Annotated in this window: 19 protein-coding genes; 13 read left to right on the top strand and 6 right to left on the bottom strand. The window is 66.2% G+C overall.

The features are described 5' to 3' along the window. Window positions 1–12: 12 nt before the first annotated feature. The 4 genes from SR858_RS18220 to SR858_RS18205 all read right to left on the bottom strand — a co-directional run bounded on the left by SR858_RS18220 (window position 13) and on the right by SR858_RS18205 (window position 2,735). Window positions 13–270: a helix-turn-helix domain-containing protein gene (locus SR858_RS18220; protein WP_019920423.1), complete on the bottom strand. Its 258-nt coding sequence runs from the start codon at window positions 268–270 to the stop codon at window positions 13–15. Beyond that, window positions 267–1,202, bottom strand: coding sequence for a serine O-acetyltransferase EpsC (gene epsC / locus SR858_RS18215; protein WP_019920422.1), 936 nt, complete (start codon window positions 1,200–1,202; stop codon window positions 267–269). Before epsC ends, SR858_RS18220 begins: the two co-directional genes overlap by 4 nt. 4 nt (window positions 1,203–1,206) lie before the next feature. Beyond that, window positions 1,207–1,677 carry a rhodanese-like domain-containing protein gene (locus tag SR858_RS18210; RefSeq protein WP_019920421.1) on the bottom strand — a complete coding sequence of 157 codons (471 nt, stop codon included), beginning with the start codon at window positions 1,675–1,677 and terminating at the stop codon, window positions 1,207–1,209. A gap of 113 nt (window positions 1,678–1,790) precedes the next feature. Next, window positions 1,791–2,735 carry a hypothetical protein gene (locus SR858_RS18205; protein ID WP_019920420.1) on the bottom strand — a complete coding sequence of 315 codons (945 nt, stop codon included), beginning with the start codon at window positions 2,733–2,735 and terminating at the stop codon, window positions 1,791–1,793. A 120-nt stretch (window positions 2,736–2,855) separates the two neighbouring features. Here SR858_RS18205 and SR858_RS18200 point away from each other — a divergent pair, with 120 nt between their 5' ends. The 4 genes from SR858_RS18200 (at window position 2,856) to SR858_RS18185 (ending at window position 9,358) form a co-directional block, all read left to right on the top strand. Continuing rightward, a complete protein-coding gene (locus SR858_RS18200; protein WP_019920419.1) occupies window positions 2,856–3,692 on the top strand; it encodes a M15 family metallopeptidase in 837 nt (278 codons plus the stop codon). Window positions 3,693–3,805: 113 nt separating this feature from the next. Then, on the top strand, window positions 3,806–7,582 hold the full coding sequence (gene tssM / locus SR858_RS18195) for a type VI secretion system membrane subunit TssM (RefSeq protein WP_019920418.1): 3,777 nt from the start codon (window positions 3,806–3,808) through the stop codon (window positions 7,580–7,582). Then, the gene (gene tagF / locus SR858_RS18190) at window positions 7,579–8,556 is read left to right on the top strand and encodes a type VI secretion system-associated protein TagF (protein WP_019920417.1); all 978 of its coding nucleotides are present in this window, start codon (window positions 7,579–7,581) and stop codon (window positions 8,554–8,556) included. Before tssM ends, tagF begins: the two co-directional genes overlap by 4 nt. Window positions 8,557–8,575: 19 nt before the next feature. Beyond that, window positions 8,576–9,358 (top strand): OmpA family protein, encoded by a 783-nt coding sequence (locus SR858_RS18185; RefSeq protein ID WP_019920416.1) that lies wholly within the window; start codon window positions 8,576–8,578, stop codon window positions 9,356–9,358. 41 nt (window positions 9,359–9,399) lie between these two features. Here the strand turns inward: SR858_RS18185 and icmH are convergent, their stop codons facing one another. Then, window positions 9,400–10,182 carry a type IVB secretion system protein IcmH/DotU gene (icmH, locus tag SR858_RS18180; protein ID WP_019920415.1) on the bottom strand — a complete coding sequence of 261 codons (783 nt, stop codon included), beginning with the start codon at window positions 10,180–10,182 and terminating at the stop codon, window positions 9,400–9,402. After that, the gene (tssK, locus tag SR858_RS18175; protein ID WP_019920414.1) at window positions 10,179–11,525 is read right to left on the bottom strand and encodes a type VI secretion system baseplate subunit TssK; all 1,347 of its coding nucleotides are present in this window, start codon (window positions 11,523–11,525) and stop codon (window positions 10,179–10,181) included. Before tssK ends, icmH begins: the two co-directional genes overlap by 4 nt. A 181-nt stretch (window positions 11,526–11,706) precedes the next feature. Between tssK and SR858_RS18170 the strand changes: the two genes are divergently transcribed. The 9 genes from SR858_RS18170 to SR858_RS18130 all read left to right on the top strand — a co-directional run bounded on the left by SR858_RS18170 (window position 11,707) and on the right by SR858_RS18130 (window position 21,225). Next, a complete protein-coding gene (locus SR858_RS18170; protein WP_026637018.1) occupies window positions 11,707–12,312 on the top strand; it encodes a tetratricopeptide repeat protein in 606 nt (201 codons plus the stop codon). Window positions 12,313–12,346: 34 nt separating this feature from the next. Further along, window positions 12,347–12,856, top strand: a complete 510-nt coding sequence (tssB, locus tag SR858_RS18165; protein WP_019920412.1) for a type VI secretion system contractile sheath small subunit — start codon at window positions 12,347–12,349, stop codon at window positions 12,854–12,856. A gap of 1 nt (window position 12,857) precedes the next feature. Next, window positions 12,858–14,348, top strand: coding sequence for a type VI secretion system contractile sheath large subunit (gene tssC, locus SR858_RS18160; protein WP_019920411.1), 1,491 nt, complete (start codon window positions 12,858–12,860; stop codon window positions 14,346–14,348). 37 nt (window positions 14,349–14,385) lie between these two features. After that, complete coding sequence (locus tag SR858_RS18155; RefSeq protein WP_019920410.1) at window positions 14,386–14,877, top strand: Hcp family type VI secretion system effector; 492 nt, start codon at window positions 14,386–14,388, stop codon at window positions 14,875–14,877. Between the two features lie 60 nt (window positions 14,878–14,937). Continuing rightward, window positions 14,938–15,399 (top strand): type VI secretion system baseplate subunit TssE, encoded by a 462-nt coding sequence (gene tssE / locus SR858_RS18150; RefSeq protein ID WP_019920409.1) that lies wholly within the window; start codon window positions 14,938–14,940, stop codon window positions 15,397–15,399. Continuing rightward, the gene (tssH, locus tag SR858_RS18145; protein ID WP_019920408.1) at window positions 15,396–17,990 is read left to right on the top strand and encodes a type VI secretion system ATPase TssH; all 2,595 of its coding nucleotides are present in this window, start codon (window positions 15,396–15,398) and stop codon (window positions 17,988–17,990) included. Before tssE ends, tssH begins: the two co-directional genes overlap by 4 nt. An 11-nt stretch (window positions 17,991–18,001) precedes the next feature. Continuing rightward, window positions 18,002–18,877: a type VI secretion system protein TssA gene (tssA, locus tag SR858_RS18140; RefSeq protein WP_019920407.1), complete on the top strand. Its 876-nt coding sequence runs from the start codon at window positions 18,002–18,004 to the stop codon at window positions 18,875–18,877. Window positions 18,878–18,991: 114 nt separating this feature from the next. After that, window positions 18,992–20,554, top strand: a complete 1,563-nt coding sequence (locus SR858_RS18135) for a methyl-accepting chemotaxis protein (RefSeq protein WP_019920406.1) — start codon at window positions 18,992–18,994, stop codon at window positions 20,552–20,554. An 11-nt stretch (window positions 20,555–20,565) separates the two neighbouring features. After that, window positions 20,566–21,225, top strand: coding sequence for a tRNA-uridine aminocarboxypropyltransferase (locus SR858_RS18130; RefSeq protein ID WP_051120259.1), 660 nt, complete (start codon window positions 20,566–20,568; stop codon window positions 21,223–21,225). The last annotated feature ends 79 nt before the right edge of the window (window positions 21,226–21,304 follow it).

Here is a 21,304-nt window from a genome sequence, read left to right as displayed (position 1 = left end):
ATGCTATAGCCATCAACCGGGGCCGTTGGCATCGGCCCGCACGCTGCGGTCCAGCAGCGCGGCCGGTGTGAGCTTGAGCGCGGCCGCCAGCTTTTCCAGTGTCACCAGCGAGGCGATCACGCTGCCGCGTTCTATCTCGCCGATGTACGAACGATTGAGGTTGGAGTTCTCGGCCAGCCGCTCCTGCGACCAGCCGCGCGCGAGGCGCAACGCGCGCACGCCGGCGCCGAAGTTGTGCACCAGCGAACCCGGTCCGGCATCGGCACTCATGATGCGCCGATGCCTTTGGCCAGCGCCCCCGAGCGCGATTCGGCCTGGGCGATGCGACCGCCCGCCGGCACGTCGTGGGTGAGCCAGACATTGCCGCCGATGACAGCGCCCTTGCCCAGCGTGATGCGGCCCAGGATGGTGGCGCCGGCATAGATCACCACGTCGTCTTCGACGACCGGATGGCGCGGCAAGCCTTTTTGCAGCTTGCCCTCGGCGTCGGTCGGGAAGCGCTTGGCGCCGAGCGTGACAGCCTGGTACACCCGCACCCGGGCGCCGATCACGGCGGTCTCGCCGATCACCACGCCGGTGCCGTGGTCGATGAAGAAGCCGGGGCCGATGTGGGCGCCGGGGTGGATGTCGATGCCGGTGGCGCCGTGCGCCAGTTCGGCGATGATGCGCGCCAGCAGCGGCAGGCCCAGGCCATACAGCTGGTGCGCCAGCCGGTAATGGATCATGGCCAGCACGCCCGGATAGCACAGCAGTACTTCATCGACGCTGCGCGCGGCCGGATCGCCCTGGTAGGCGGCCAGTACGTCGCTGTCGAGCAGGGCGCGGATGGCGGGCAGGGCGGCGGCAAAGTCGCGGGTGGCGGTCAGCGCCTGCTGGTCGAGATCGCGCACGCCGTCGCTGTCCGCCAGCTGGCCGAGATGCGCGTTGTAGGCCAGCTCGCGCCGCACCTGCTTGAGCAGCGCGTGCAGGGCGCCGTCGAGCGCATGGGCGACATGAAAATCTTCGCTTTCCTGGCGCAGGTCGGGTGGTCCCAGCCGCATCGGGAACAGCACGCCTTTCAGGCTGTCGATGATCGCGCCCAGCGCATCGCGCGACGGGAATTCGCGGTTGCCCGCTTCGCTGTTGCGGCGCTGCGTGTGCCGCCATTGGTGCCGCACTTCGTGCAGCGACTGCACTACACCGGTGATATCGAAGGTACCCATTTTATTAGTCCTGGATCCAGGGAAGTTGGTGGAAGCGCCAGCCGTCCGCCTTGCCGCGCTGCTGGTGCTCATCGAGCTCGCCTTCGAAGCCTTCGAGCACATTGAAGACATGGGTGAACCCGGCCTTGGCGGCCGCTTCGGCAGCGAGCACCGAGCGCTTGCCACTGCGGCACAGCAGCAGGGCGACGGCATCCTTGCCGCCGATCTTGTTTTCGAGTTCGCGCACGAAGCGCGGGTTGCGGGTGAGGGCGGTGCCGGTGGCCCAGGCCACGTGGCCGCTGTCGGCAACGTGGCCGACGAACTTGCGTTCTTCGCCGGTGCGCACGTCGATCAGCTGCGCGCGGCCGCTGCTGAACAGCGCCCAGGCCAGCGCGGGCGGCACGCCGCCGGCATACGGTAAATTGGAGGATTGTGCCGCTGCCTTGATGGTGGCAAGTTCTTCAGGCAGGACGGTGGCGATTGCTTCTACAGACATGGATAACCTCGATGCGCTTGGTGGCGATAGACAACATGGAGGTCAATATACGGCGGGGTTTTATAAACCAGAACGAATAAAAACAGAGACGGTTAGATGGAAAAAGCATAAGCCTAGTTCGAAGGTACGCGGCAGGCCGGGTCCGATTCCCAACCGCCGGAGCAGATGCGCGAGCGGCACAACATGCCTTCCATCAGGCCCAGCTGCTTACAGCGCGCCAGCAGGTCGGCGGTGGATACGCCGTCCACGCGCTCGACCACATCACGGCTCGGTTCGGGCGCCACGCTGGCCCGCTTGTTCGCATGGGCCACCAGTGCGGTCAGCAGGGTGACGTCGGTGTCGCTGTTGGCCGGTGCTGCCGGGCGGGCGCCAGGGCGCGTGTTGAGCGCCACCGGTGCTGGGTTGCCGCGCGCGGCGACGATGCTTTTGTGGGGGGCTGCCTTGTCGGCGGCCATGGCAGCCTTGTCGATCTTGATGGCCGTTCCGGTTGAAGCGGATGCCATGTTTCGCTGCCCCGGTGGCGTCGAGGCCGCTGGCGCCGCAAACGTGCCGAAAGGGGCGGAGACAGCCAGGCGTGGCTGGTTGATGATGATGGCCGCGTCGGCTGCCGCTGGCGCTGCCCCAGCCGCTGGCATCGGCGCCGCCGCCGCAGACATGACGTCCGCCGCCGCTGCCCTTGCCGCCGGCATCACATCCACCGCTGTCGCCGTCATCGTCGTCCCTGCCGCTGCATTCGCGACATTCTCCGCAATCTTTGCTGCCGCCTCTACTGTGTCCTGCGCCGCCGCTGCCTTGACATGCCGGCTGCCCTCCGCGTGGCGCTTGAAAGTCACCGGCGTGATGGTCTCCTCGTGCATCAGCCAGGCCAGGCCGCCCAGCATCAGCAACAGCAGCACCAGTCCCACGGTCCAGCCATCGAAGCTCCAGGCGCGGGCAGGAACGGTGGCGCGGCTGCCGGCTTTGGGGCCGTATTCGAGTTGCGCCAGGATGCGCCGGTTGCCATCGGCCGCGCCGTGCGCCGCGCCCATCAGGCTCGGCATCTGCTTGGAGGTGTCCACATTTTTCTCCCGGGTTTGATCTGGTCTTTCACGCGACTTGCTGGGCGGCATACCATGAAGTGTTGCGGCCGCCTGCCAGTGTCCATCCGGCAGCGCGCCCCGGTCTTGATGGAGCGCACCATGTTTCTCTTTTCCATGCTGATGTTTTTTGTCGCGGTTTGCGCCGGTGCGTGGCTGCTGCTGTTTCCCGCCGGACGGGCGCTGCTGGCGCAGTCGGTGGCCGGCGTGGCCGGTCGCCTCGAACATGGCGTGCGCCGCCGCGCCGCCCACGGCGTGCTGCAAGCCGGTACGCTGGGACGCGGCGCGCGCGATGGGGTGGCAAACGGGGCGCGCTTGCTGTGGCGGCGCTGGCCCTTGCTGCTGGCCGCAGCGGTGCTGGTGACGGTGCCGCCGCTGCTGGCGCTGGTGCTCAGCAGCCCGACCATGTTGGGCGGCTACGAAGACCACCGCGTGACCAACGAGCAGGTGGCGCAGCTGCTCAAGGGCGAGCGGCTGGCGGCGCCGGCCGCGCTGCCACCGCCAGTGTTTACCACTGCCGAGGTGACGCTGGTGCGCCCCATGCTCGACGGCGCGAATCGCAACTGGCAACTGCTCGATGCCGATTTTTCGCGGCGGCTGCTGGTGGTGTTCCGCATCATGAAGCAACAGCACGGCTACGACATGGCGATCCTCGAAGGTTACCGCAGCCCCGAGCGGCAAAACGCGCTGGCGGCGGCCGGCCCCGCTGTCACCAATGCGCGCGCGTTCCAGAGCTATCACCAGTTCGGCCTGGCGGCCGACTGCGCCTTCCTGCGCGACGGCAAGCTGGTGATTTCGGAAAAAGATCCGTGGGCCATGCGGGGCTACCGGCTCTACGGCGAGGTGGCGCAGTCGGTCGGACTGACCTGGGGCGGGCGCTGGAAGATGATGGATTTCGGTCACACCGAGTTGCGCGTGGCGGGAACGCTGGCCAAATAATTCCAGGCGGCTATTGTTGTTTTTGATCAATATTTTCCGGCAATCCTGGTGGCAACATTGATCGGTCCGCCTTTATGCCCGGCGCCCCAATCCTGCCGCCTGCGAGTGCCCCGATGCGACGATTCTGGAACTACATCACCGATGCCCGCCGCCTGACAATTGCCGGTCTGATCGCGATGGCGGCGCTGTTCTACCTGGGCGCCGAAGTGCTGGAGCTGGCGCTGATCTGGGCCCTGGGCGCCACCGTGCTGATGCTGCTGGTCGCCGGTGGCTTGTGGTGGTGGCGCCGGCGCCGCGCGCGCGGCGACGCCGAACAACTGGCGCAGGCCATCGCCGCGCCAGTGTCTGCGGAGACCATCCAGCGCGACCAGTCGCTCGAAGAAGTAAAAGCCATTCGCGAGGGCCTGCTCAAGGCCATCGACACCATCAAGGGCTCGCGCCTGGGCATCGTCTCCGGTGCGCGCGCGTTGTACGAGCTGCCGTGGTACATGATCATCGGTAATCCGGCAGCCGGCAAAAGCACGGCGATCACCAACTCGGGCCTGCAGTTCCCCTTCGCCGATGGCAAGGTGGTGCAGGGCGTCGCCGGCACCCGCAACTGCGACTGGTTCTTCACGCCGGACGGCATCCTGCTCGACACCGCCGGCCGCTACTCGGTGATGGACGAACACCGCGCCGAGTGGTTCGGCTTTCTCGACCTGCTGAAAAAATACCGGCGCCGCGCGCCGATCAACGGCATCCTGATCGCGGTCAGCATCGCCGAGCTGCGCGGCGATGATCCCGAGGCCGGCATCCAGCTCGCACGCGGCCTGCGCAAACGGGTGCAGGACTTGATCGAACGGCTGGAGATATTCGCACCCGTGTACGTGGTGTTCACCAAGGCCGACCTGGTTGCCGGCTTCGGCGAATTTTTCGCCCAGGCCGAACGGGCGGAGCGCGAACGCGTCTGGGGAGCCACCATGCCGTACAAGCGCAAGAATGCCAGCCAGCAGATACTGGCGTTCTTCGACCAGACCTTCGACGAATTGTGCGACGGCCTCAAGGCGCTCTCGATCGCCAACATGGGCCAGCAGCGGCGCGACCGCATGGAGCCGGGCGTGTTCACGTTCCCGCTCGAATTCTCCACCTTGCGCACGCCGCTGCGGGCCTTCCTGGCCGCGCTGTTCGAGGAAAACCCGTACCAGTTCAAACCGCTGTTTCGCGGCTATTACTTCACCAGCGCGCTGCAGGAAGGCTTGCCGGTCAGCGCGCAGTCGCAGCGCGTGGCGCAGCGCTTTGGATTGCAGGCGCCGCAGCAGGGCGCCCATGACCGCACCGCCACCGGCCACTCGGGCTTCTTCCTGTTCAACCTGTTCCGCAACGTCATCTTCGCCGACAAGGACCTGGTATCGCAGTACGCCAGCCGCCACAAGGTGCGCCTGACGTACGCGGTGTTTTTCACGGCAATGCTGCTGCTGGGCGGGGCGCTGGGCGGGTGGGGCTGGTCGTACCTGGGCAACCGCCAACTGGTGAGCAATGTGCAGGCGGACCTGGACCAGGTAATCAAGCTTCAACAGGGCCGCCTCGATTTGCAGTCGCGGCTGGAGGCGCTGGCGATCCTGCAGGACCGCATCGAACAACTGGAACGCTACCGCGACGAGCGTCCCTGGTCGCTGCGCATGGGGCTGTACCAGGGGGAGCTGCTCGAGCAGAAGCTGCGCGCCGAGTATTTTGCAGGCGTCAAGGAGGTGATGGTCAGGCCGGTGGTGGCCAGCCTGGAAGAACTGCTGACGGCGATGAACACTCACGCCGACCAATTGCGCGCGCCGGGCGCCGCAGCACCGGGTGCCGAAGCACCGGGTGCCGCAGCACCCGCTGCCACGGAGGCGGCGCAGTTCCAGCAGGCGTCTGCCGTCAACGTGGACGACGCCTACAACGCGCTGAAAACCTATTTGATGCTGGCCGATAAAAGCCACGCGGAACCGGGCCACCTGAACGACCAGCTCACGCGTTACTGGCGCGGCTGGCTGGAGAACCAGCGCGGCGCCATGTCGCGCGAGCAGATGATTCAGGCGGCCGAGCGGCTGCTGACGTTTTACCTGGCGCAGGTGGCCGATCCGGCGTGGCCGCGCATCGAGCCGAAGCTGGCGCTGGTAGACCAGTCGCGCGACCACCTGCGGCGCGTGGTGCGCGGCATGCCGGCGCGCGAACGCGTATATGCCGACATCCGCGCCCGCGCCAATACCCGCTTCCCGGCGATGACGGTGTCGCGCATGGTGGGAGAGCAGGACCAGGCGCTGGTGGCCGGCAGCCACGCGATTGCCGGCGCCTACACCCGCGAGGCGTGGGAAAAATACGTGCAGCCGGCGTTCCGCGAAGCGGCTGCGCGCGAGCTGCAAAGTACCGACTGGGTGCTCAAGAGCGCCACCCGCGACGACCTCACGCTCGAAGGCAGCCCGGAGCAAATCCAGAAAGGCCTCACCGATTTATACAAGGCCGACTACGCGCGCGAATGGCAAAAATTCGTCACCGGCGTCACCATCGCCAACCTCGATGGTTTTGACGCCGCTGTCGTCGCCATGAACCGGCTCGGCGATCCGCAGTCGTCGCCGATTGCGAAACTTCTCACCACGATCGACCAGCAAACCTCGTGGGACAACCCGTCGGTGATGAGCGCGGAGCTGAAGGCGGCGCAGAGCGGCTTCGTCAACTGGATCAAGAATCGCGTACTGAGTCGCGGACCATCGCAGGTGAACGTCAACCTGCAACTGCCGCAGGCAGGCGACCAGCCCATGGGGCCGATCGGGCGCGAGTTCGCCGGCGTGGCGAAGCTGCTGGCCGCGCGCGACAAGGACGCCTCGCTGCTGGGCGGCTACCTGCAAACCCTGTCGAAGCTGCGCGGGCGCCTCAACCAGCTCAAGAACCAGGGCGATCCTGGTCCCGGCGCGCGCCAGTTCATGCAGCAAACGCTGGAAGGCACCGGCTCCGAGCTGGCCGACGCATTGCGCCACGTGGACGAGCAGATGCTCAACGGTATGAGCGACAGCCAGAAGCAGGCGATTCGTCCGCTGCTGGTACGCCCGCTGATGCAAACCTTTGCGGTGCTGATCGCGCCGGCCGAGGCGGAAATCAACAAGACCTGGCTGGCACAGGTCGTGGAGCCGTTCCGGCAGACGCTGGCCGACAAGTATCCGTTCGCGCCGAACGGCCGCACCGAAGCGGCCGGCGCCGACATCGCCCGCGTCTTCGGACCGGACGGCCTGGTCGCCAGGTTCGCCACCACCGCCATGGGCCCGCTGGTGGTGCGGCGCGGCGACGTGCTGGCGCCGCGCACCTGGGCCGACATGGGCATTGCGCTGGCGCCGCAGACGGCCACGCGCTTTGCCGGCTGGATCGCGCCCCTGAACGGCGCGGGCGGGGCCGATACTCCGCCGCAAACCGTGTTCCAGATCCAGCCCATGCCGGCGCCCGGCGCGCTCGAATACGTGGTCGATATCGACGGCCAGCAGCTCCGCTACCGCAATACGCCGCCGCAGTGGGCGCACATGGTCCATCCGGGCCCCACCGGCGCCGAGGGCGCGCGCATCACCGCCACCAGCGTTGATGGCCGCAGTGTCGATGTGTTCAACCAGCCCGGACCGCAGGGTCTGAAAATGATGATCGACGCGGCAGCCAAGCAGCGCCGCGAAGGCGGCGTGTTCGAGCTGCGCTGGACCACCGGCACGGTGACCGTGGCGATGGGCCTGAAAATCATCAGCAGCCCGGAGAGCGGCAACGATGATCCCGAACCGCCCGCCCCGCTCCAGCGTTTCAAGGGCATGCAGCTGCCCGAGACCGTGGTCGGTGCGGGCACTGTTGCCGGTGGTTCGACGGCCGTAGCAGCCATTGCGGCCGCCGGGACCGCACCATGAAAGGCGGTCCGCAAGCGGCGCGCATCGGCTACTTCGGCAAGCTGCCGGCACGCGCAGACTTCATCAAGGCGACCGACAACCCGGCGCTGGCCAGCCTGCTCGACGGCTGGCTGGCCGAGGTGATGAACCGCCTGAGCGCTGCACCGCGCTGGAAGCTGCATTACGACGCCCTGCGCCCGGTGCATTTCGCGTTCGTGGGCACGCGCAGCCGGCGCGCCATCGGCGGCCACCTGGCGGCCAGCAGCGACGCTTCGCAGCGGCGCTACCCGTTCCTGGGCATGAGCGCGATCGACGTGGGCGACCCGCGCGGCTTCGCTGCGCTCAGCCCCCTGGTACTGGCGCCGTTATGGACCACGCTCGAGGTACTGGCGGCCGAGGTGCTGGCCGCATGCGACCCGGAGCCGGCCTTGCTGGCGCTGGCCGCCGCCACCGTCGATCTCGACCCCGGCGCCGCCGAGCACCAGATTGTGTTCACCGATTTTCTCGACCGCCAGACGATCGCGGGGCTGGAGGCGCTGCTGGGCCGCACGCAGGTACGCCGCACCATCGTGGCACTGGGCCTGCTGCTGCGGACGGTACTGCGCGCTGGTGCAGGTACCGCCACGCGTCTCGACAAAAGCCTGGTGTTGCCGCTGCCGGCGGCCGCGCGCGTGCGCTACCTGGTCGCTGCGTTCTGGCTCGACCTGGTGGCGCCGTTCGTGCAGCAGGCCGATGTGGAGCTGGCGCTGTTCCTGGTCGATAGCGGCGACTTGCCGGTGCTGGTGATCGGCTTTGCCGGCGCCGCACCGGAAGCGCTGCAGGCGATCATCGATCCCGAGTGCGCCGTGGATCACCAGGTCGGCTTCGACGACACCGGCTGGATCGACGCTCCGCTGGCCGCCGATGCCGCCGTGCAGACCCTGGCCGCCTACCTGGACCAGGGCCAGCTCTCGCTGCGCTCGGCCCGCGAGCTGTTTCACGAAACCTTTGTTTGATCATCCTTGGGAGTATCCGATGCGCCAGCGTTCGATCTGGCCGGCCCTGGCGCCGGCATTGTTTATGTTGATGGTTCCCGCGACCGCCCAGACCGGGAGCGACCCGCGCCCGGGCCAGGTGGTGGTCAATGGCGCCGTTGCCGACGAGGGCGGCAAGGCGGCCTTGCTGGCGCGCGTGCGCGAGCTGTATGGGCCGGAGCGGGTGGTGGACCAGGTAGCGATCGCCCGGGTATCGCTGCCGCCCAACTGGCATGGCTACCTGCTCAAGCTGATCGGCCCGAATCTGAAATGGATCACCAAGGGCGAGATCAAGATCGACGGTACCAATATCACCTTGCGCGGCGAGGTGGCCAACGAGGCGCAGCGCCAGCAGATCGCCAGCGACATCGCCACCAGCCTCAATCCCACCTACACCGTCAACAATGGCTTGCGCGTGAGCGCGGCGGAACAGAACCTGCTCGATGCTGCGCTGGCGAAGCGCATCATCGAGTTCGAAAGCGGCAAGGCGACGCTGGCCGACTCTGGCAAGGTGATCCTCGACGAGATGGCGGCCGCGCTGCACAAGGTCAAAGGCAAGCAGGTGGAGGTGATCGGCCACACCGACAACCTGGGCCAGCGCGATAGCAACCTGGCGCTGAGCCACGCCCGCGCGCAGACGGTGCGCAGCTACCTGGCGGAGAAGGGCGTGAGCCAAGACATGGTGCTGGTGTCAGGCCAGGGACCGGACCGGCCGGTGGCGGAAAATACTACTGCGGAGGGGCGCGCCAGGAATCGGCGGATCGAGTTCAGGGTGGCGCAGTGAATTGAAGGCCGTCGCTCCGCGCCGGCGGAGCGTCCGTCTTATCAAGGCAAGGTAATCGTCACATACGCTGGCCGTGGCGCCAGTTTTACCAGGTCCGAATATCCGGCCAGCCGCTCGCGCGACTCGCTTGCCAGCGATGCCCGCAAACCGATGAACGCACCGAGTCCGCACACCGCAAACAATGCGCACGCGGTCCACAGCGGCGTGTTGGTGCGCAGCTTGTGGACGATCTGATCGGGCCGCTCGGCCTGCGGCGCGAAGCCTTTGCTCTTGCCCTGGATGTGGGCGATCTCGTCGCCGAGGCGCGCAGTCATGTAGGCCAGCTTGTCGCCGCTATCGAGCGCGTATTTGCCCTTGAAGCCGATCAGCAGGCACATATGAAACACCTGCAGCGCGGCCAGGCGCGCGCCGCCGGTGCTGCGCAGCGCTTCCAGTCGGTCGAAGAAATGCTCGCCCGCCAGTTGGTCGCCGAAGATCACCAGTTGCAGCGGGCGGCGCTCCCACGCTGCGCGCATCGGGAACTGCGATGACAGGATGATCTCGTCAAGCGCGGCGCAGTAGGCATACTTGGCGGCGTCGATGTCGTCGCCGTGGGCGCGCAGTTTGCGTGCCTCGCGGTCGAAGTCGGCCAGGTAGGCGGTGATATTGTCGAGGAACGCCGCCTCGCCCGGCGGCACGCTGCCGTTCCTGAGCATGAACAGCAGGTAAAAGCCCTCCTGCAGCAAATCGAGCAGGGTTTGCACGTGGCCGTAGCCGGGCTGGATCTGGCGCCGCTGGCCGCCCAGCTGGGTGGGATTGGCGCGCCGTTCGACATGGGCGTTCATGCTGTCACCGCGATCAGGTTCAGGCGCAGGTCGCGGATCCCGGACGGCACGTAAATCGAAATCGACTGCGCCTTGAGCATGTGTTCATACAACATACCCTTGCCCTCCAGTGCGAAATAATAGGTGTCCGGCTGAACGGGAATGGCCGCCGGCACTTGCGGCGCGTGCGTGAGTTTCACGCCCGGCATGGCCGACAGCACGCATTTTTCCACGTCGTCGGGCGCGCCGACTTTGACGCGCAGCGGCACCACGTCCACCAGCTCCAGCGCCGACAGCGCCGCGCCCACCGCCAGGTACAGCGTGGTGCGCTGGTCGATCTTGCCCGAATCGAGTTTGCCCAGGTAGTAGCTGGGCTTCTCCTCGGTGAGCGCGATCGAGAAATACCTGGTCGAGATCACGGTATCGAGCAGGTCGCGGATGATGTGGTCGAGGCTGTAAAAACACAGCGCCAGGTCGTCGTGGCGGTAGGCCGGCAGTTGCACCAGCGAGTACTGCTTGGAATAGGTCATCATGGCGCCGGCCAGCGCGAGCATGCATTCGAACAGGCGCTCCGGGTGCATGCCGGGATGGCGCACGTAGTGCATCAGCGTGGCGGCCGACGTGCTCACCGTGTGCAGCAGCCAGAACGACGACACGTCACCGGAGCGGAACTCGATCACGTTGCGGCTCGGTTCCCGCATATGGCCTTGCAGCGATTGCACCTTCGCTTGCAGCGCTTCCATCAGCCGGTCCAGCATCTCCTTGAGTGCCGGTGCGCCGGCGATCGACAACGTGGGCGGGATGAACGCGGGATCGGGTTCGAAGCCGCCGGTCACCGTGCGCCGCAGCCGTATCACCGGCACGCAGTCGAAGGCGCCCAGCGGTTCCTGGTCCGACATCAGCCGCACTGATTGTTTTAAAAACGCCACGTCGGCGCCCACCGCGCCCGTGTACAGGTCGGCCGTTTCACGCGCGGCCTGGCTGTAGCGGGCGCCCTGGTGGCGTTCCGTGCTGCCGGCAGCATTGCCGCCGCCCGGCGCCAGCGCGGGCAGGGCGGCGTACCACGTTACCTCCTGCAGCGCGGCGGGCAGCGCAGCCAGGTCCACGGCGGGCGGCAACGGTTCGCTGCCGGGGGCATCGAAGATTTCGCCGTCGCGGAAGATCAGCGACAACGCCTGCAGGCGCAGGCGGTCCGCCTTGAGCGCGTCGAGATCCCACTCGATGTGGCGTACGCCCCACAGGAACGGTTGCAGCGCCAGCGCGACCTGGTTCAAACGCGCCTCGTGGTAGCGGTCCTGCTGCTGAAAATGCTGCGGCCGCAGGAACAGGCCCTCGCCCCACAGCACCTTGGATGGAATGGTCATGCGAACTCCTTTCTGCCGACGGTTCTGCATTAGAGCCAATCGAGACTCCTCGATTATTGCGTGAACGCAAGCAAATCGGAAAGGCAAACCAACCGCCGGAATAGTTGCGTAAGCGCAATTTCCACCTGTTTGGTTCATGAATAATGGGCCCCTTCCTCATGGTTAGGCAAAGGAGAATGTGATGATCACGAACAGAACAGGGTTGCCCGGTTTGCCCCGTACCACGCTGGCCGGCGCCTTCGCCGGCCTGGTGCTGTTGTCCGGTTGCGCGACCGACGGCGAGAACATTCGTACCGAACCACCGAAAGCTGCCACGCTGAAAACCGTGCTGGCCGACGCCAACGCTGCGCTCAAGGCCGGCCAGGGCGACAAGGCGCAGGCGCTGCTCAAGGAGGCCGCCACCAGCTACCCGGCCGACAAGGCGCCGTGGCTGCAACTGGCGCAGATCAAGTTCGACCGCGCCAGCTATGGCGAGGCGATCACCAACGCCCAGGAGGCGCTGCGGCGCGACCCGGTCGATACGCTGGCCAACAGCATCGTGGCGGTAAGCGGCCTGCGGGTCTCCACCAAGGCGCTGGCCGACCTCAGTGCCCAGAACAACCTCAATGGCTCCTTGCGCACCGAGGCGCGCGAACTGGCCAAGCTGCTGCGCACGACCCTGGGCGAGGACGTGCTGGTGCCCACCGTGGCGCCGCCGCCACCGGTGCGCGCCAAAACTGCCCCTGCTACCCGCAAGGGCGCAGCGAAAAGCCAGTCGAGCAACGATCCTTTCGGCGGCTTGAAGTAAGCCGCCTCCCATCATCCCACTCCAAGGAACTGCCATGGCCAAAACTGAAAGTGTTCAGAAGCGCCTGACCCGCGTGCGCCCGCCGCGCGTGCAGATGACGTATGACGTGGAAATCGGCGATACGCTGGAAAACAAGGAACTGCCGTTCGTCGTCGGCGTGGTCGGCGACTTCGGCGGCAATCCGGACGCCGACAAGACGCGCCTCAAGGACCGCCTGTTCGTCGGCATCGATGTCGAGAACTTCGACGAGGTGATGAGCGGCGTCGATCCGGTGGCGCGCTTCAGCGCGCCCAATATGCTGGTCGGCGACGACAGCAGCATCGGCGTGGAGCTGCACTTCAAGTCGATGGCCGACTTCCGGCCCGAATCGGTGGTGCGCCAGGTGGCGCCGCTCGCCAAACTGCTGGACGCGCGCAGCAAGCTGGCCGACCTGCGCAACAAGCTGGCCGGCAACGACAAGCTCGAAGACATCCTCGGCGAAGTGCTGGGCAACACCGACAAGCTGGCCGCGCTCAAGTCGGCCCAATCCGGCAAGGGAGACTGAGATGTCCGCACAATTACAGGAACTGCAGCCGGCCACCGCGATCGCCAGCGCGCCGGCGGACAACCTGCTCGACCAGATCGTCGAGCAAAGCAAGGTGGCCAAGTCCTCGGTCGAACATGCGCGCGCCCGCGACATCATCGCCGAACTGGTGGACCAGGTTCTCCACGGCACGGTGGTAGTGTCGAACAATCTCACCGCCACCATCGACGCCCGGGTGGCGGAACTGGACCGCCTGATCTCGAGCCAGCTGAGCGCCATCATGCATGCACCGGCGTTCCAGAAGCTCGAGCAAAGCTGGACCGGCCTGCATTACCTGGTGACCAATTCGGCCAGCGGCCAGGGCGTAAGAATCCGCATGCTCAACGCCACCAAGCGCGAGCTGGTGAAGGACTTCCAGGCCGCGCTGGAATTCGACCAGAGCACCATGTTCAAGAAGATCTACGAGGAAGAATTCGGCACCTTCGGCGGTGCGCCGTACGCGGCGCTGCTCGGCGACTTCGAAATCTCGCGCCAGCCCGAGGACATGTACTTCATCGACCAGATGTCGCACGTGGCGGCCGCTGCCCACGCGCCATTCATCACGGCCGCTTCGCCCGAGCTGTTCGGCCTCGATACCTACGGCGACCTGGGCAAACCGCGCGACCTGTCCAAGATGTTCGATACGGTCGAATACACCAAGTGGAAGGCGTTCCGGGAATCGGAAGATTCGCGTTACGTGGGCCTGACCCTGCCGCGCTTCCTCGGGCGCCTGCCATTCAACCCGGCCGACGGCACCGTGGTGGAGGGCTTCAATTTTGTCGAGGAAGTCGATGGCAGCGATCACCAGAAATACATGTGGTGCAACGCCGCCTACGCTTTCGGCGCCAAGTTGACCCGTGCCTTCGACGACTACGGCTGGTGCGCGGCGATACGCGGCGTGGAGGGCGGTGGCCTGGTGGACGACCTGCCCACCCATACCTTCAAGACCGACCAGGGCGAGGTGGCGCTCAAGTGCCCGACCGAGGTGGCGATTACCGACCGCCGCGAGAAGGAACTGAGCGACCTCGGATTCATCTCGCTGGTGCACTGCAAGAACACCGCGTATGCCGCCTTCTTCGGTGCGCAGTCGGCGCAAAAGGCCCGGAAGTATTCGAGCGATGCGGCCAATGCCAACGCCGTGCTGTCGTCGCAGCTGCAATACATCTTCGCGGTCTCGCGCATCGCCCACTACATGAAGGCCATGATGCGCGACAAGGTGGGAAGCTTTGCCGCCGCGTCCAACGTCCAGGACTTTCTTAACCGCTGGCTGATGCAGTACGTGCTGCTCGACGATAACGCCAGCCAGGAACAGAAGGCGCAGTTTCCGCTGCGCGAGGCCTCGGTGCAGGTGCACGAAGTGCCGGGACGGCCCGGCGTGTACCGCGCGGTGTCGTTCCTGCGCCCGCATTTCCAGCTCGACGAGTTGTCCGTTTCCCTCCGTCTGGTCGCGGAGTTGCCGAAGTCGACCAGTTAGCTTATCACCGTAGTTCAACCGCAAAGAGGAGCATGCAATGGCAATCGACGTCTATCTGCAAATCGATGGTATCAAGGGCGAGTCCAACGACGACCGCCACAAGGACTGGATCGAGTGTAAATCGGTCAGCTTCGGTGTGGAACAGCCACGCTCCGCGACGTCGTCCACCGGCGGCGGCCATACCGCCGAGCGTTGCGAACATCGCGATATCGTGTTGTCGAAACTGGCCGACCTGGCCTCGCCGGTCCTGCTGCAAACCTGCGCTGCCGGCCGCACCATCCCCAAGGCCAAGTTCGAATTCATGCGCGCCGATGCCCAGGGCGAGCGCGTGAAGTACTACGAGATCGAGATCGAGAACGTGTTGATCGGCGCCGTCTATCCGACCGTAACCGAAGGCGACATCCTCACCGAGGACGTGTCGCTCAAGTTCTCGAAGATCAAGTGGCGCTATACCCAGCAAAAAGTGAGCGGCGGCGCCGGCGGCAATACCTCGGGCGGTTGGGACTTGTCCGCCAATCGCGTGGTGTAAACCGGCGCGTCTTCAGCCGGGCCGTCTTGGCCCGGCTTTTTTTTTCGACAGGGGCTTTCGATGAACGGCTACACACCCGGCCTGCTGGACCGGCTGCTGGGCGCGCGCCCGGGCGGCCTGACCCTGGAGCAGTACAAGGACAGCGTGGCGCGCGACCTGGAAGACCTGCTCAACACCCGCTGCGCGCTGCCGGAAGAACTGCTGCGCGCCTATCCCGAATGCGCGCGCTCGATCGTCAACTACGGCCTGATCGACTTTGCCGGCCTGTGTCTCAACAGCGCGGAGGATCGCGCCCGCGTGTGCGCCGCGCTCAAGGCCGCGATCGAGCGCCACGAGCCGCGCCTGCGCCAGGTGCAGGCGCGGCTGGAGCGCGAGCACGGCAGCATCAATCGCATCAGCTTTGCCATCACCGCCACCCTGGCCGGCTTGCCGCAACGCGAGGCGGTCAGTTTCGACGCCGTGCTGCAACCGTCTTCGCTGCACTATTCCATCAACCGCAACGCGCGTGGAGCCACACCATGACGATGAACCTGAAAACCCTGATCGGCAAACTCAATGACACCACGCGCCAGGCGGCCACCCGCGCGGCCAGCATCTGCATGGCGCTGGGCCAGTACGAGGTGGAGGTCGAGCACCTGCTGCTGGCGCTGCTGGAGCATGAGCGCTGCGACCTCGCCATCATCGTGCGCCAGTGTGGCGTGGACCTGGGCCGGCTGGAGGCGGACCTGCACCGGCAGGTGGCCCAGCTGAAGACCGGCAGCACGCGCACGCCGGTGTTCTCGCGCCAGCTGCCGCAACTGATCGAACACGCATGGCTGCTGGCTTCCCTGGAAACCGAACAGCCGGCGCGCATCCGCAGCTGCCACCTGCTGGTGGCCTTGCTGACCGATCCCGAGCTGGCGCAACTGGCGCAGCGGGCCTCGCCGCTGTTCGCCAGCATCCCGATCGACGAGATCAAGCACCGTCTCGACAAAGCCACGCGCGGCTCGCAGGAGGAGGCCACAGCGCCCACCCCATCGCCGGGCGAAGCACCCGGGGCGGTGCCGCTTGTTGCCCGCACCCCGGCGCTGGACCAGTACACCACGCGCCTGACGCAGCTGGCCCGCGACGGCAAGCTCGATCCCGTGGTCGGGCGCGAGGCCGAGGTGCGGCAGGTGATCGACATCCTGCTGCGCCGGCGCCAGAACAATCCCATCCTCACCGGCGAGGCGGGCGTGGGCAAGACCGCCGTGGTGGAAGGGCTGGCGCTGCGCATCGCCGCCGGCGACGTGCCCGAGGTGCTTAAAGGCGTCGATATCCACACGCTGGACATGGGCCTGTTGCAGGCCGGCGCCAGCGTAAAGGGCGAGTTCGAGAACCGCCTGAAATACGTCATCGATGAAGTCAAGCACAGCCCGCACGGCATCATCCTGTTCATCGACGAAGCCCACACCATGATTGGCGCCGGCGGTGCGGCGGGCCAGAACGACGCCGCCAACCTGCTCAAGCCGGCGCTGGCGCGCGGCGAACTGCGCACCATCGCCGCCACCACCTGGAGCGAATACAAGCAGTATTTTGAAAAAGATGCGGCGCTGGCGCGGCGCTTCCAGGTCGTCAAGGTGGAAGAGCCAAGCGAAGACATCGCCAGCGCCATGCTGCGCGCAATGGCGCCATTGATGGAGGCGCATTTCGGCATCCGCATCCGCGACGAGGCAGTGACCGAGGCGGTGCGGCTGTCGCACCGCTACATCAGCGGCCGGCAATTGCCCGACAAGGCGGTCAGCGTGCTCGATACCGCGTGCGCGCGGGTGGCGCTGGCGCAAAGCGGCACGCCCGCATTGCTGGAAAGCGCCGCGCGCGCCATGGAGCGTATCGGCGCCGAGACCACCGCCTTGCAGCGCGAGGACGATGGCGACGCCGACGCCATCCGCCGCAAGCGCCTGGCGCAGCTGGCCGAACACCACGCGGCGCTGGCCGACGAACATGCCCGGCTGGGGCAGCGCTGGCAGCGCGAGCAAGGCGTGGTGGCCGCCATTACCCGTCAGCGCAGCGCAGGTGGCGAGCTGGGCGCGCTCAAAGCCGAACTGGCAGCGTTGCAGGGCGAGGCGCCGCTGGTGCCGGTAGAGGTGGATGCGGCGACCGTTGCGGCCATCGTCTCCGGCTGGACCGGCATCCCGCTCGGCAAGATGGTCCGCGACGAAATCAACACGGTGTTGAACCTTCAGTCCACGCTGCAGGAGCGCATCCTGGGCCAGCCGCATGCAATTGCCGCCGTGGCGCAGCGCGTGCGCACGGCGCGCGCCAACCTCGACGACCCGAACAAGCCGAAAGGCGTATTTCTTTTCGTGGGACCGTCCGGCGTGGGCAAGACCGAGACCGCGCTGGCGCTGGCCGATGTGCTGTACGGCGGCGAGCGCAAACTGCTGACGATTAACATGAGCGAGTACCAGGAAGCGCACAGCGTCTCGGGCCTGAAAGGCTCGCCGCCCGGCTACGTGGGCTACGGCCAGGGCGGCGTGCTGACCGAGGCCGTGCGCCGCAATCCGTACAGCGTGGTGCTGCTCGATGAAATCGAAAAGGCCCATCCGGACGTGGTGGAATTGTTCTTCCAGGTGTTCGACAAGGGCGTGATGGACGACGCCGAAGGCCGCGAGATCGACTTCCGCAACACCATCATCATTGCCACGTCCAACGCCGGCTCGGCCACCGTGATGCAGGCGTGCCTGAACCATTCGCCCGCACCCACCGTCGAGGAACTCGAAGCGCTGCTGCGGCCGCAATTGGTCAAGCACTTCAAGCCGGCCTTGCTCGGACGCCTGAAGGTGGTGCCGTATTACCCGATCCCGGACGCGGTGCTGGCGCAGATCATTGCGCTCAAGCTGGGGCGTATCGGCCAGCGCATTCACCAGCAGCACCACGCGGAATTCAGCTACGACGAAGCGCTGGTGGACGCGGTGCTGGCGCGCTGCACCGAGGTCGATTGCGGCGCCCGCAACGTCGATCATATTATCAACGGCAGCCTGCTGCCCGAGATCGCGGAAGCAGTGCTGGAGAAAATGGCGCAGGGCGCGGCGATCGCCAAGATCAAGGTGGGCGCCAACCGCCAGGGCCTGTTCAAATACCAGATCAAATAAGGGAGGCCGCCATGTTCAGCATCGCCCAAATGCTGTTGCCCATCAGCGTCGAGCGCGCGTGCGGCGAAGATGTGTCGTTCAGCGCCGAAGTGGACGCCATCGCCCGCGCCCGCACCTGCGACGATCCCACCCTCGACCAGGGCGAATGGGTGGCGGAACTCAAGGAGGCCGACTGGGGCTTTGTCGCCAGCCGCTGCGCCACCATGATCGCCTCGCACAGCAAGGACATGCGCCTGGCCGTATGGCTGGCCGAAGCCCACGCCAAGACGCGCGGCCTGCGCGGCCTCGGTGACGGCTATGCCGTGCTCACCGGCCTGTGCGAACATTACTGGGACGGCCTGTACCCGCTGGCCGACGACGGCGACTACGACCAGCGCATCGGCAACCTGTTCTGGCTGCTGAACCGCACGCCGGTGCTGGTGCGCGAGATGGCGTTCGAGGGCGGGCTGGCGCCGCAGGACGATACCGAGTACTGCATCGCCATGCTCGGTGACCTGGAACGCGTGGCCGACCTGCGCCTGGGCGCCGACGGGCCGGGGTTCGCGCCGGCGCGCGAAGTCTTGCAGGCGCTGGTGCGCGGCCGTGCGCCGCTCGAACATCCGGCACTGGCGGCCGGCGCCGCGCAGGAAACGGCGCCACCAGGTATGGCAATTGGTGTCGCAATTGCAGTACAGCCGCGCGACCGCGCCCAGGCCTTGCAGCAACTGCGGCTGGTGGCCGATTTCTTCCGCCGCACCGAACCGCACAGCCCGGTGGCCTACCTGGCCGACAAGGCTGCCAGCTGGGGCGACATGCCGCTGCACCTGTGGTTGCGCGCCGTGATCAAGGATCCCGGCGCCATCTCCGGTGTCGAGGAGCTGCTGGGATCGTCCTTGTCTGACAACTGATCGTTGCTGGGTTGCTGCAATGCTGCACCGCACGACCGAATGTTACTTTCTGCGCTGTAACATTTTGTGGAACGGTGCTAGCATGGACTGGACTGTTTCTTGAAGGAGTCCGCCATGAACAATCTGAAGATCGGCACGCGCCTGGGGTTTGGTTTTGCACTGATCCTGGTGCTGCTCACGGCGATGACCATCATCGGCATCCTGCGCCTGAGCGCCGCCAGCGCCATGACCGACCACATGATCGACGTGAAGATCCGCGACCAGCGCCTGATCGCCGAGTGGACCAAGATCGTCGAAGTCAACGCCGCCCGCACCATGGGCGCGTGGATGGTGGCCGATCCTCTCGATCAGAAGATGATCGAAGGCCTGATGACCAAGTCGTCCGCCCGCGCCACCGAAATCCAGGACCGCATCGGCGCGGACATCGAAGAAGAAGCACTGCGACCGCTGTTCCAGAACGTGGTCGATACCCGCAAGGCCTACACCGCCTCGCGCAAGTCGGTGTTTGCTGCCAAGGCGGCCGGCGACCTGGCGCTGGGCAAGCAGATTTTCGACCGCAAGATGGCGCAGGACCGCGTGGCCTACCTCGGCGCGCTGGACGCGTTCTCGCAAAAACAGGGCGCGCTGCTCGACGCCACGGCCGTCACCATCCAGCAGCAGTACACCAGCGGGCGCACGCTGCTGGTGCTGCTCGGCCTGGCCGCCATCGTGCTGGGCGTGACCGCCGCGTGGTGGATTACGCGCACCATCACGCAGCCGATCAACGCCGCGCTCAAGGTGGCGGAAACCGTGTCGTCGGGCGATCTGACCAGCGACATCCAGGTCACCAGCACCGACGAAACCGGGCAGCTGATGAACGCCTTGAAGGTGATGAATTCCAACCTGGTGGGCATCGTCGCCCAGGTACGCACGGGCACCGAGTTGATGGCCACCGCATCCACCGAGATCGCCGCCGGCAACCAGGACCTGTCGTCGCGCACCGAGCAGCAAGCCAGCTCGCTCGAGGAGACCGCATCGTCGATGGAGGAACTCACATCGACCGTCAAATTCAACGCCGAGAATGCGCGCCAGGCCAACGAGCTGGCGATCAACGCCTCGCACATTGCCAGCCGTGGCGGCTCGGTGGTGGGGGAGGTGGTCAACACCATGGGCTCGATCAATGACTCGTCGCGCAAGATCGTCGAGATCATTTCCGTGATCGACAGCATCGCCTTCCAGACCAACATCCTGGCGTTGAACGCGGCAGTGGAAGCGGCGCGCGCCGGCGAGCAGGGACGCGGCTTCGCGGTTGTCGCTTCCGAAGTGCGCAGCCTGGCGCAGCGCTCTGCGGCAGCGGCCAAGGACATCAAGGGCCTGATCGACGACTCGGTGCAAAAAGTGGCGCTGGGCTCGGAGCTGGTGGACAAAGCCGGCCAGACCATGTCCGAGATCGTCACCAGCATCGGCCGCGTCACGCAGATCATGACGCAAATTAGCAACGCCAGCGACGAGCAAAGCCAGGGCATCGCGCAAGTGAACGACGCCATCACGCAGATGGACCAGGTGACGCAGCAGAACGCCGCGCTGGTCGAGCAAGCGGCAGCCGCGGCCGAATCGATGCAGGAGCAGTCGGCGAAGCTGGCCGACGTGGTAAGCGTATTCAAGCTCGCCGGCGCGGGAGTGCCGGCGCTTCGGTAAAATACCGGTCCATGACCACCCGTACCGACCACGCTTCCTCAACCGCCTCTTCAAATACACCCGCACGCCAGCAATGCCCGGCGTGCCTGCGTGCACAGCGCACCTGCATCTGCCGCTGGGTGACGGTCATTTCGCCGCAAGTGGAAGTGCTGGTGCTCCAGCATCCCATGGAGGTGGCCAACGCCAAGGGCAGTGCGCGCTTGCTGCATTTGTGCCTGGCCGGCAGCCGGCTGGAAGTGGGCGAGACCTTTGCGCCTGACCGCTTGGGCGCATTGCTGTCGGACGGCCGCCACAACGTGCTGCTGTACCCGGAGACGGCGGAAGAAAAATCGCTCGGTGTCGCCACGCCGCCGGCATTCGATCCTGCGTGGCTGGCGACGCCGCAGCACCTGCGGCTGGTGGTGCTGGACGGCACCTGGCGCAAGAGCCGCAAGATGCTGTACCTGAACCCGCTGTTGCAGGCGCTGCCTCGGCTGCCGCTGACCGATACGCCGCCATCGCACTACCTGATCCGCAAGGCGCATTTGCCGGACCAGCTTTCGACGCTGGAGGCGACTGCGTACGCGCTCTCGCAACTCGAGCATGCGCCCGAGCGCTATAAACCCTTGATCGATGCCTTTGATGGTTTCGTGGCGCAGCAGGCCGGTTACGCGGCCGAACGCCGCAACTGAATCCCTCGTGGTCAAGCCGGGTCGAGCCCGGTGCCGGGCCGACCCAAGTGCACTGCGTGCGTATTGCAGGATGGTTAGC

Origin of the sequence: Duganella zoogloeoides (assembly GCF_034479515.1) — a bacterium.
GTDB classification, from domain to species: Bacteria; Pseudomonadota; Gammaproteobacteria; order Burkholderiales; family Burkholderiaceae_D; genus Rugamonas; species Rugamonas zoogloeoides.
This window is presented reverse-complemented; position numbering and strand designations above follow the sequence as displayed.

Coding starts and splice junctions, on each gene's coding strand:
- SR858_RS18220 (WP_019920423.1), bottom strand. CDS start 270: ATGAGTGCCGATGCCGGACCGGGTTCGCTGGTGCACAACTTCGGCGCC.
- epsC (WP_019920422.1), bottom strand. CDS start 1,202: ATGGGTACCTTCGATATCACCGGTGTAGTGCAGTCGCTGCACGAAGTG.
- SR858_RS18210 (WP_019920421.1), bottom strand. CDS start 1,677: ATGTCTGTAGAAGCAATCGCCACCGTCCTGCCTGAAGAACTTGCCACC.
- SR858_RS18200 (WP_019920419.1), top strand. CDS start 2,856: ATGTTTCTCTTTTCCATGCTGATGTTTTTTGTCGCGGTTTGCGCCGGT.
- tssM (WP_019920418.1), top strand. CDS start 3,806: ATGCGACGATTCTGGAACTACATCACCGATGCCCGCCGCCTGACAATT.
- tagF (WP_019920417.1), top strand. CDS start 7,579: ATGAAAGGCGGTCCGCAAGCGGCGCGCATCGGCTACTTCGGCAAGCTG.
- SR858_RS18185 (WP_019920416.1), top strand. CDS start 8,576: ATGCGCCAGCGTTCGATCTGGCCGGCCCTGGCGCCGGCATTGTTTATG.
- icmH (WP_019920415.1), bottom strand. CDS start 10,182: ATGAACGCCCATGTCGAACGGCGCGCCAATCCCACCCAGCTGGGCGGC.
- tssK (WP_019920414.1), bottom strand. CDS start 11,525: ATGACCATTCCATCCAAGGTGCTGTGGGGCGAGGGCCTGTTCCTGCGG.
- SR858_RS18170 (WP_026637018.1), top strand. CDS start 11,707: ATGATCACGAACAGAACAGGGTTGCCCGGTTTGCCCCGTACCACGCTG.
- tssB (WP_019920412.1), top strand. CDS start 12,347: ATGGCCAAAACTGAAAGTGTTCAGAAGCGCCTGACCCGCGTGCGCCCG.
- tssC (WP_019920411.1), top strand. CDS start 12,858: ATGTCCGCACAATTACAGGAACTGCAGCCGGCCACCGCGATCGCCAGC.
- SR858_RS18155 (WP_019920410.1), top strand. CDS start 14,386: ATGGCAATCGACGTCTATCTGCAAATCGATGGTATCAAGGGCGAGTCC.
- tssE (WP_019920409.1), top strand. CDS start 14,938: ATGAACGGCTACACACCCGGCCTGCTGGACCGGCTGCTGGGCGCGCGC.
- tssH (WP_019920408.1), top strand. CDS start 15,396: ATGACGATGAACCTGAAAACCCTGATCGGCAAACTCAATGACACCACG.
- tssA (WP_019920407.1), top strand. CDS start 18,002: ATGTTCAGCATCGCCCAAATGCTGTTGCCCATCAGCGTCGAGCGCGCG.
- SR858_RS18135 (WP_019920406.1), top strand. CDS start 18,992: ATGAACAATCTGAAGATCGGCACGCGCCTGGGGTTTGGTTTTGCACTG.
- SR858_RS18130 (WP_051120259.1), top strand. CDS start 20,566: ATGACCACCCGTACCGACCACGCTTCCTCAACCGCCTCTTCAAATACA.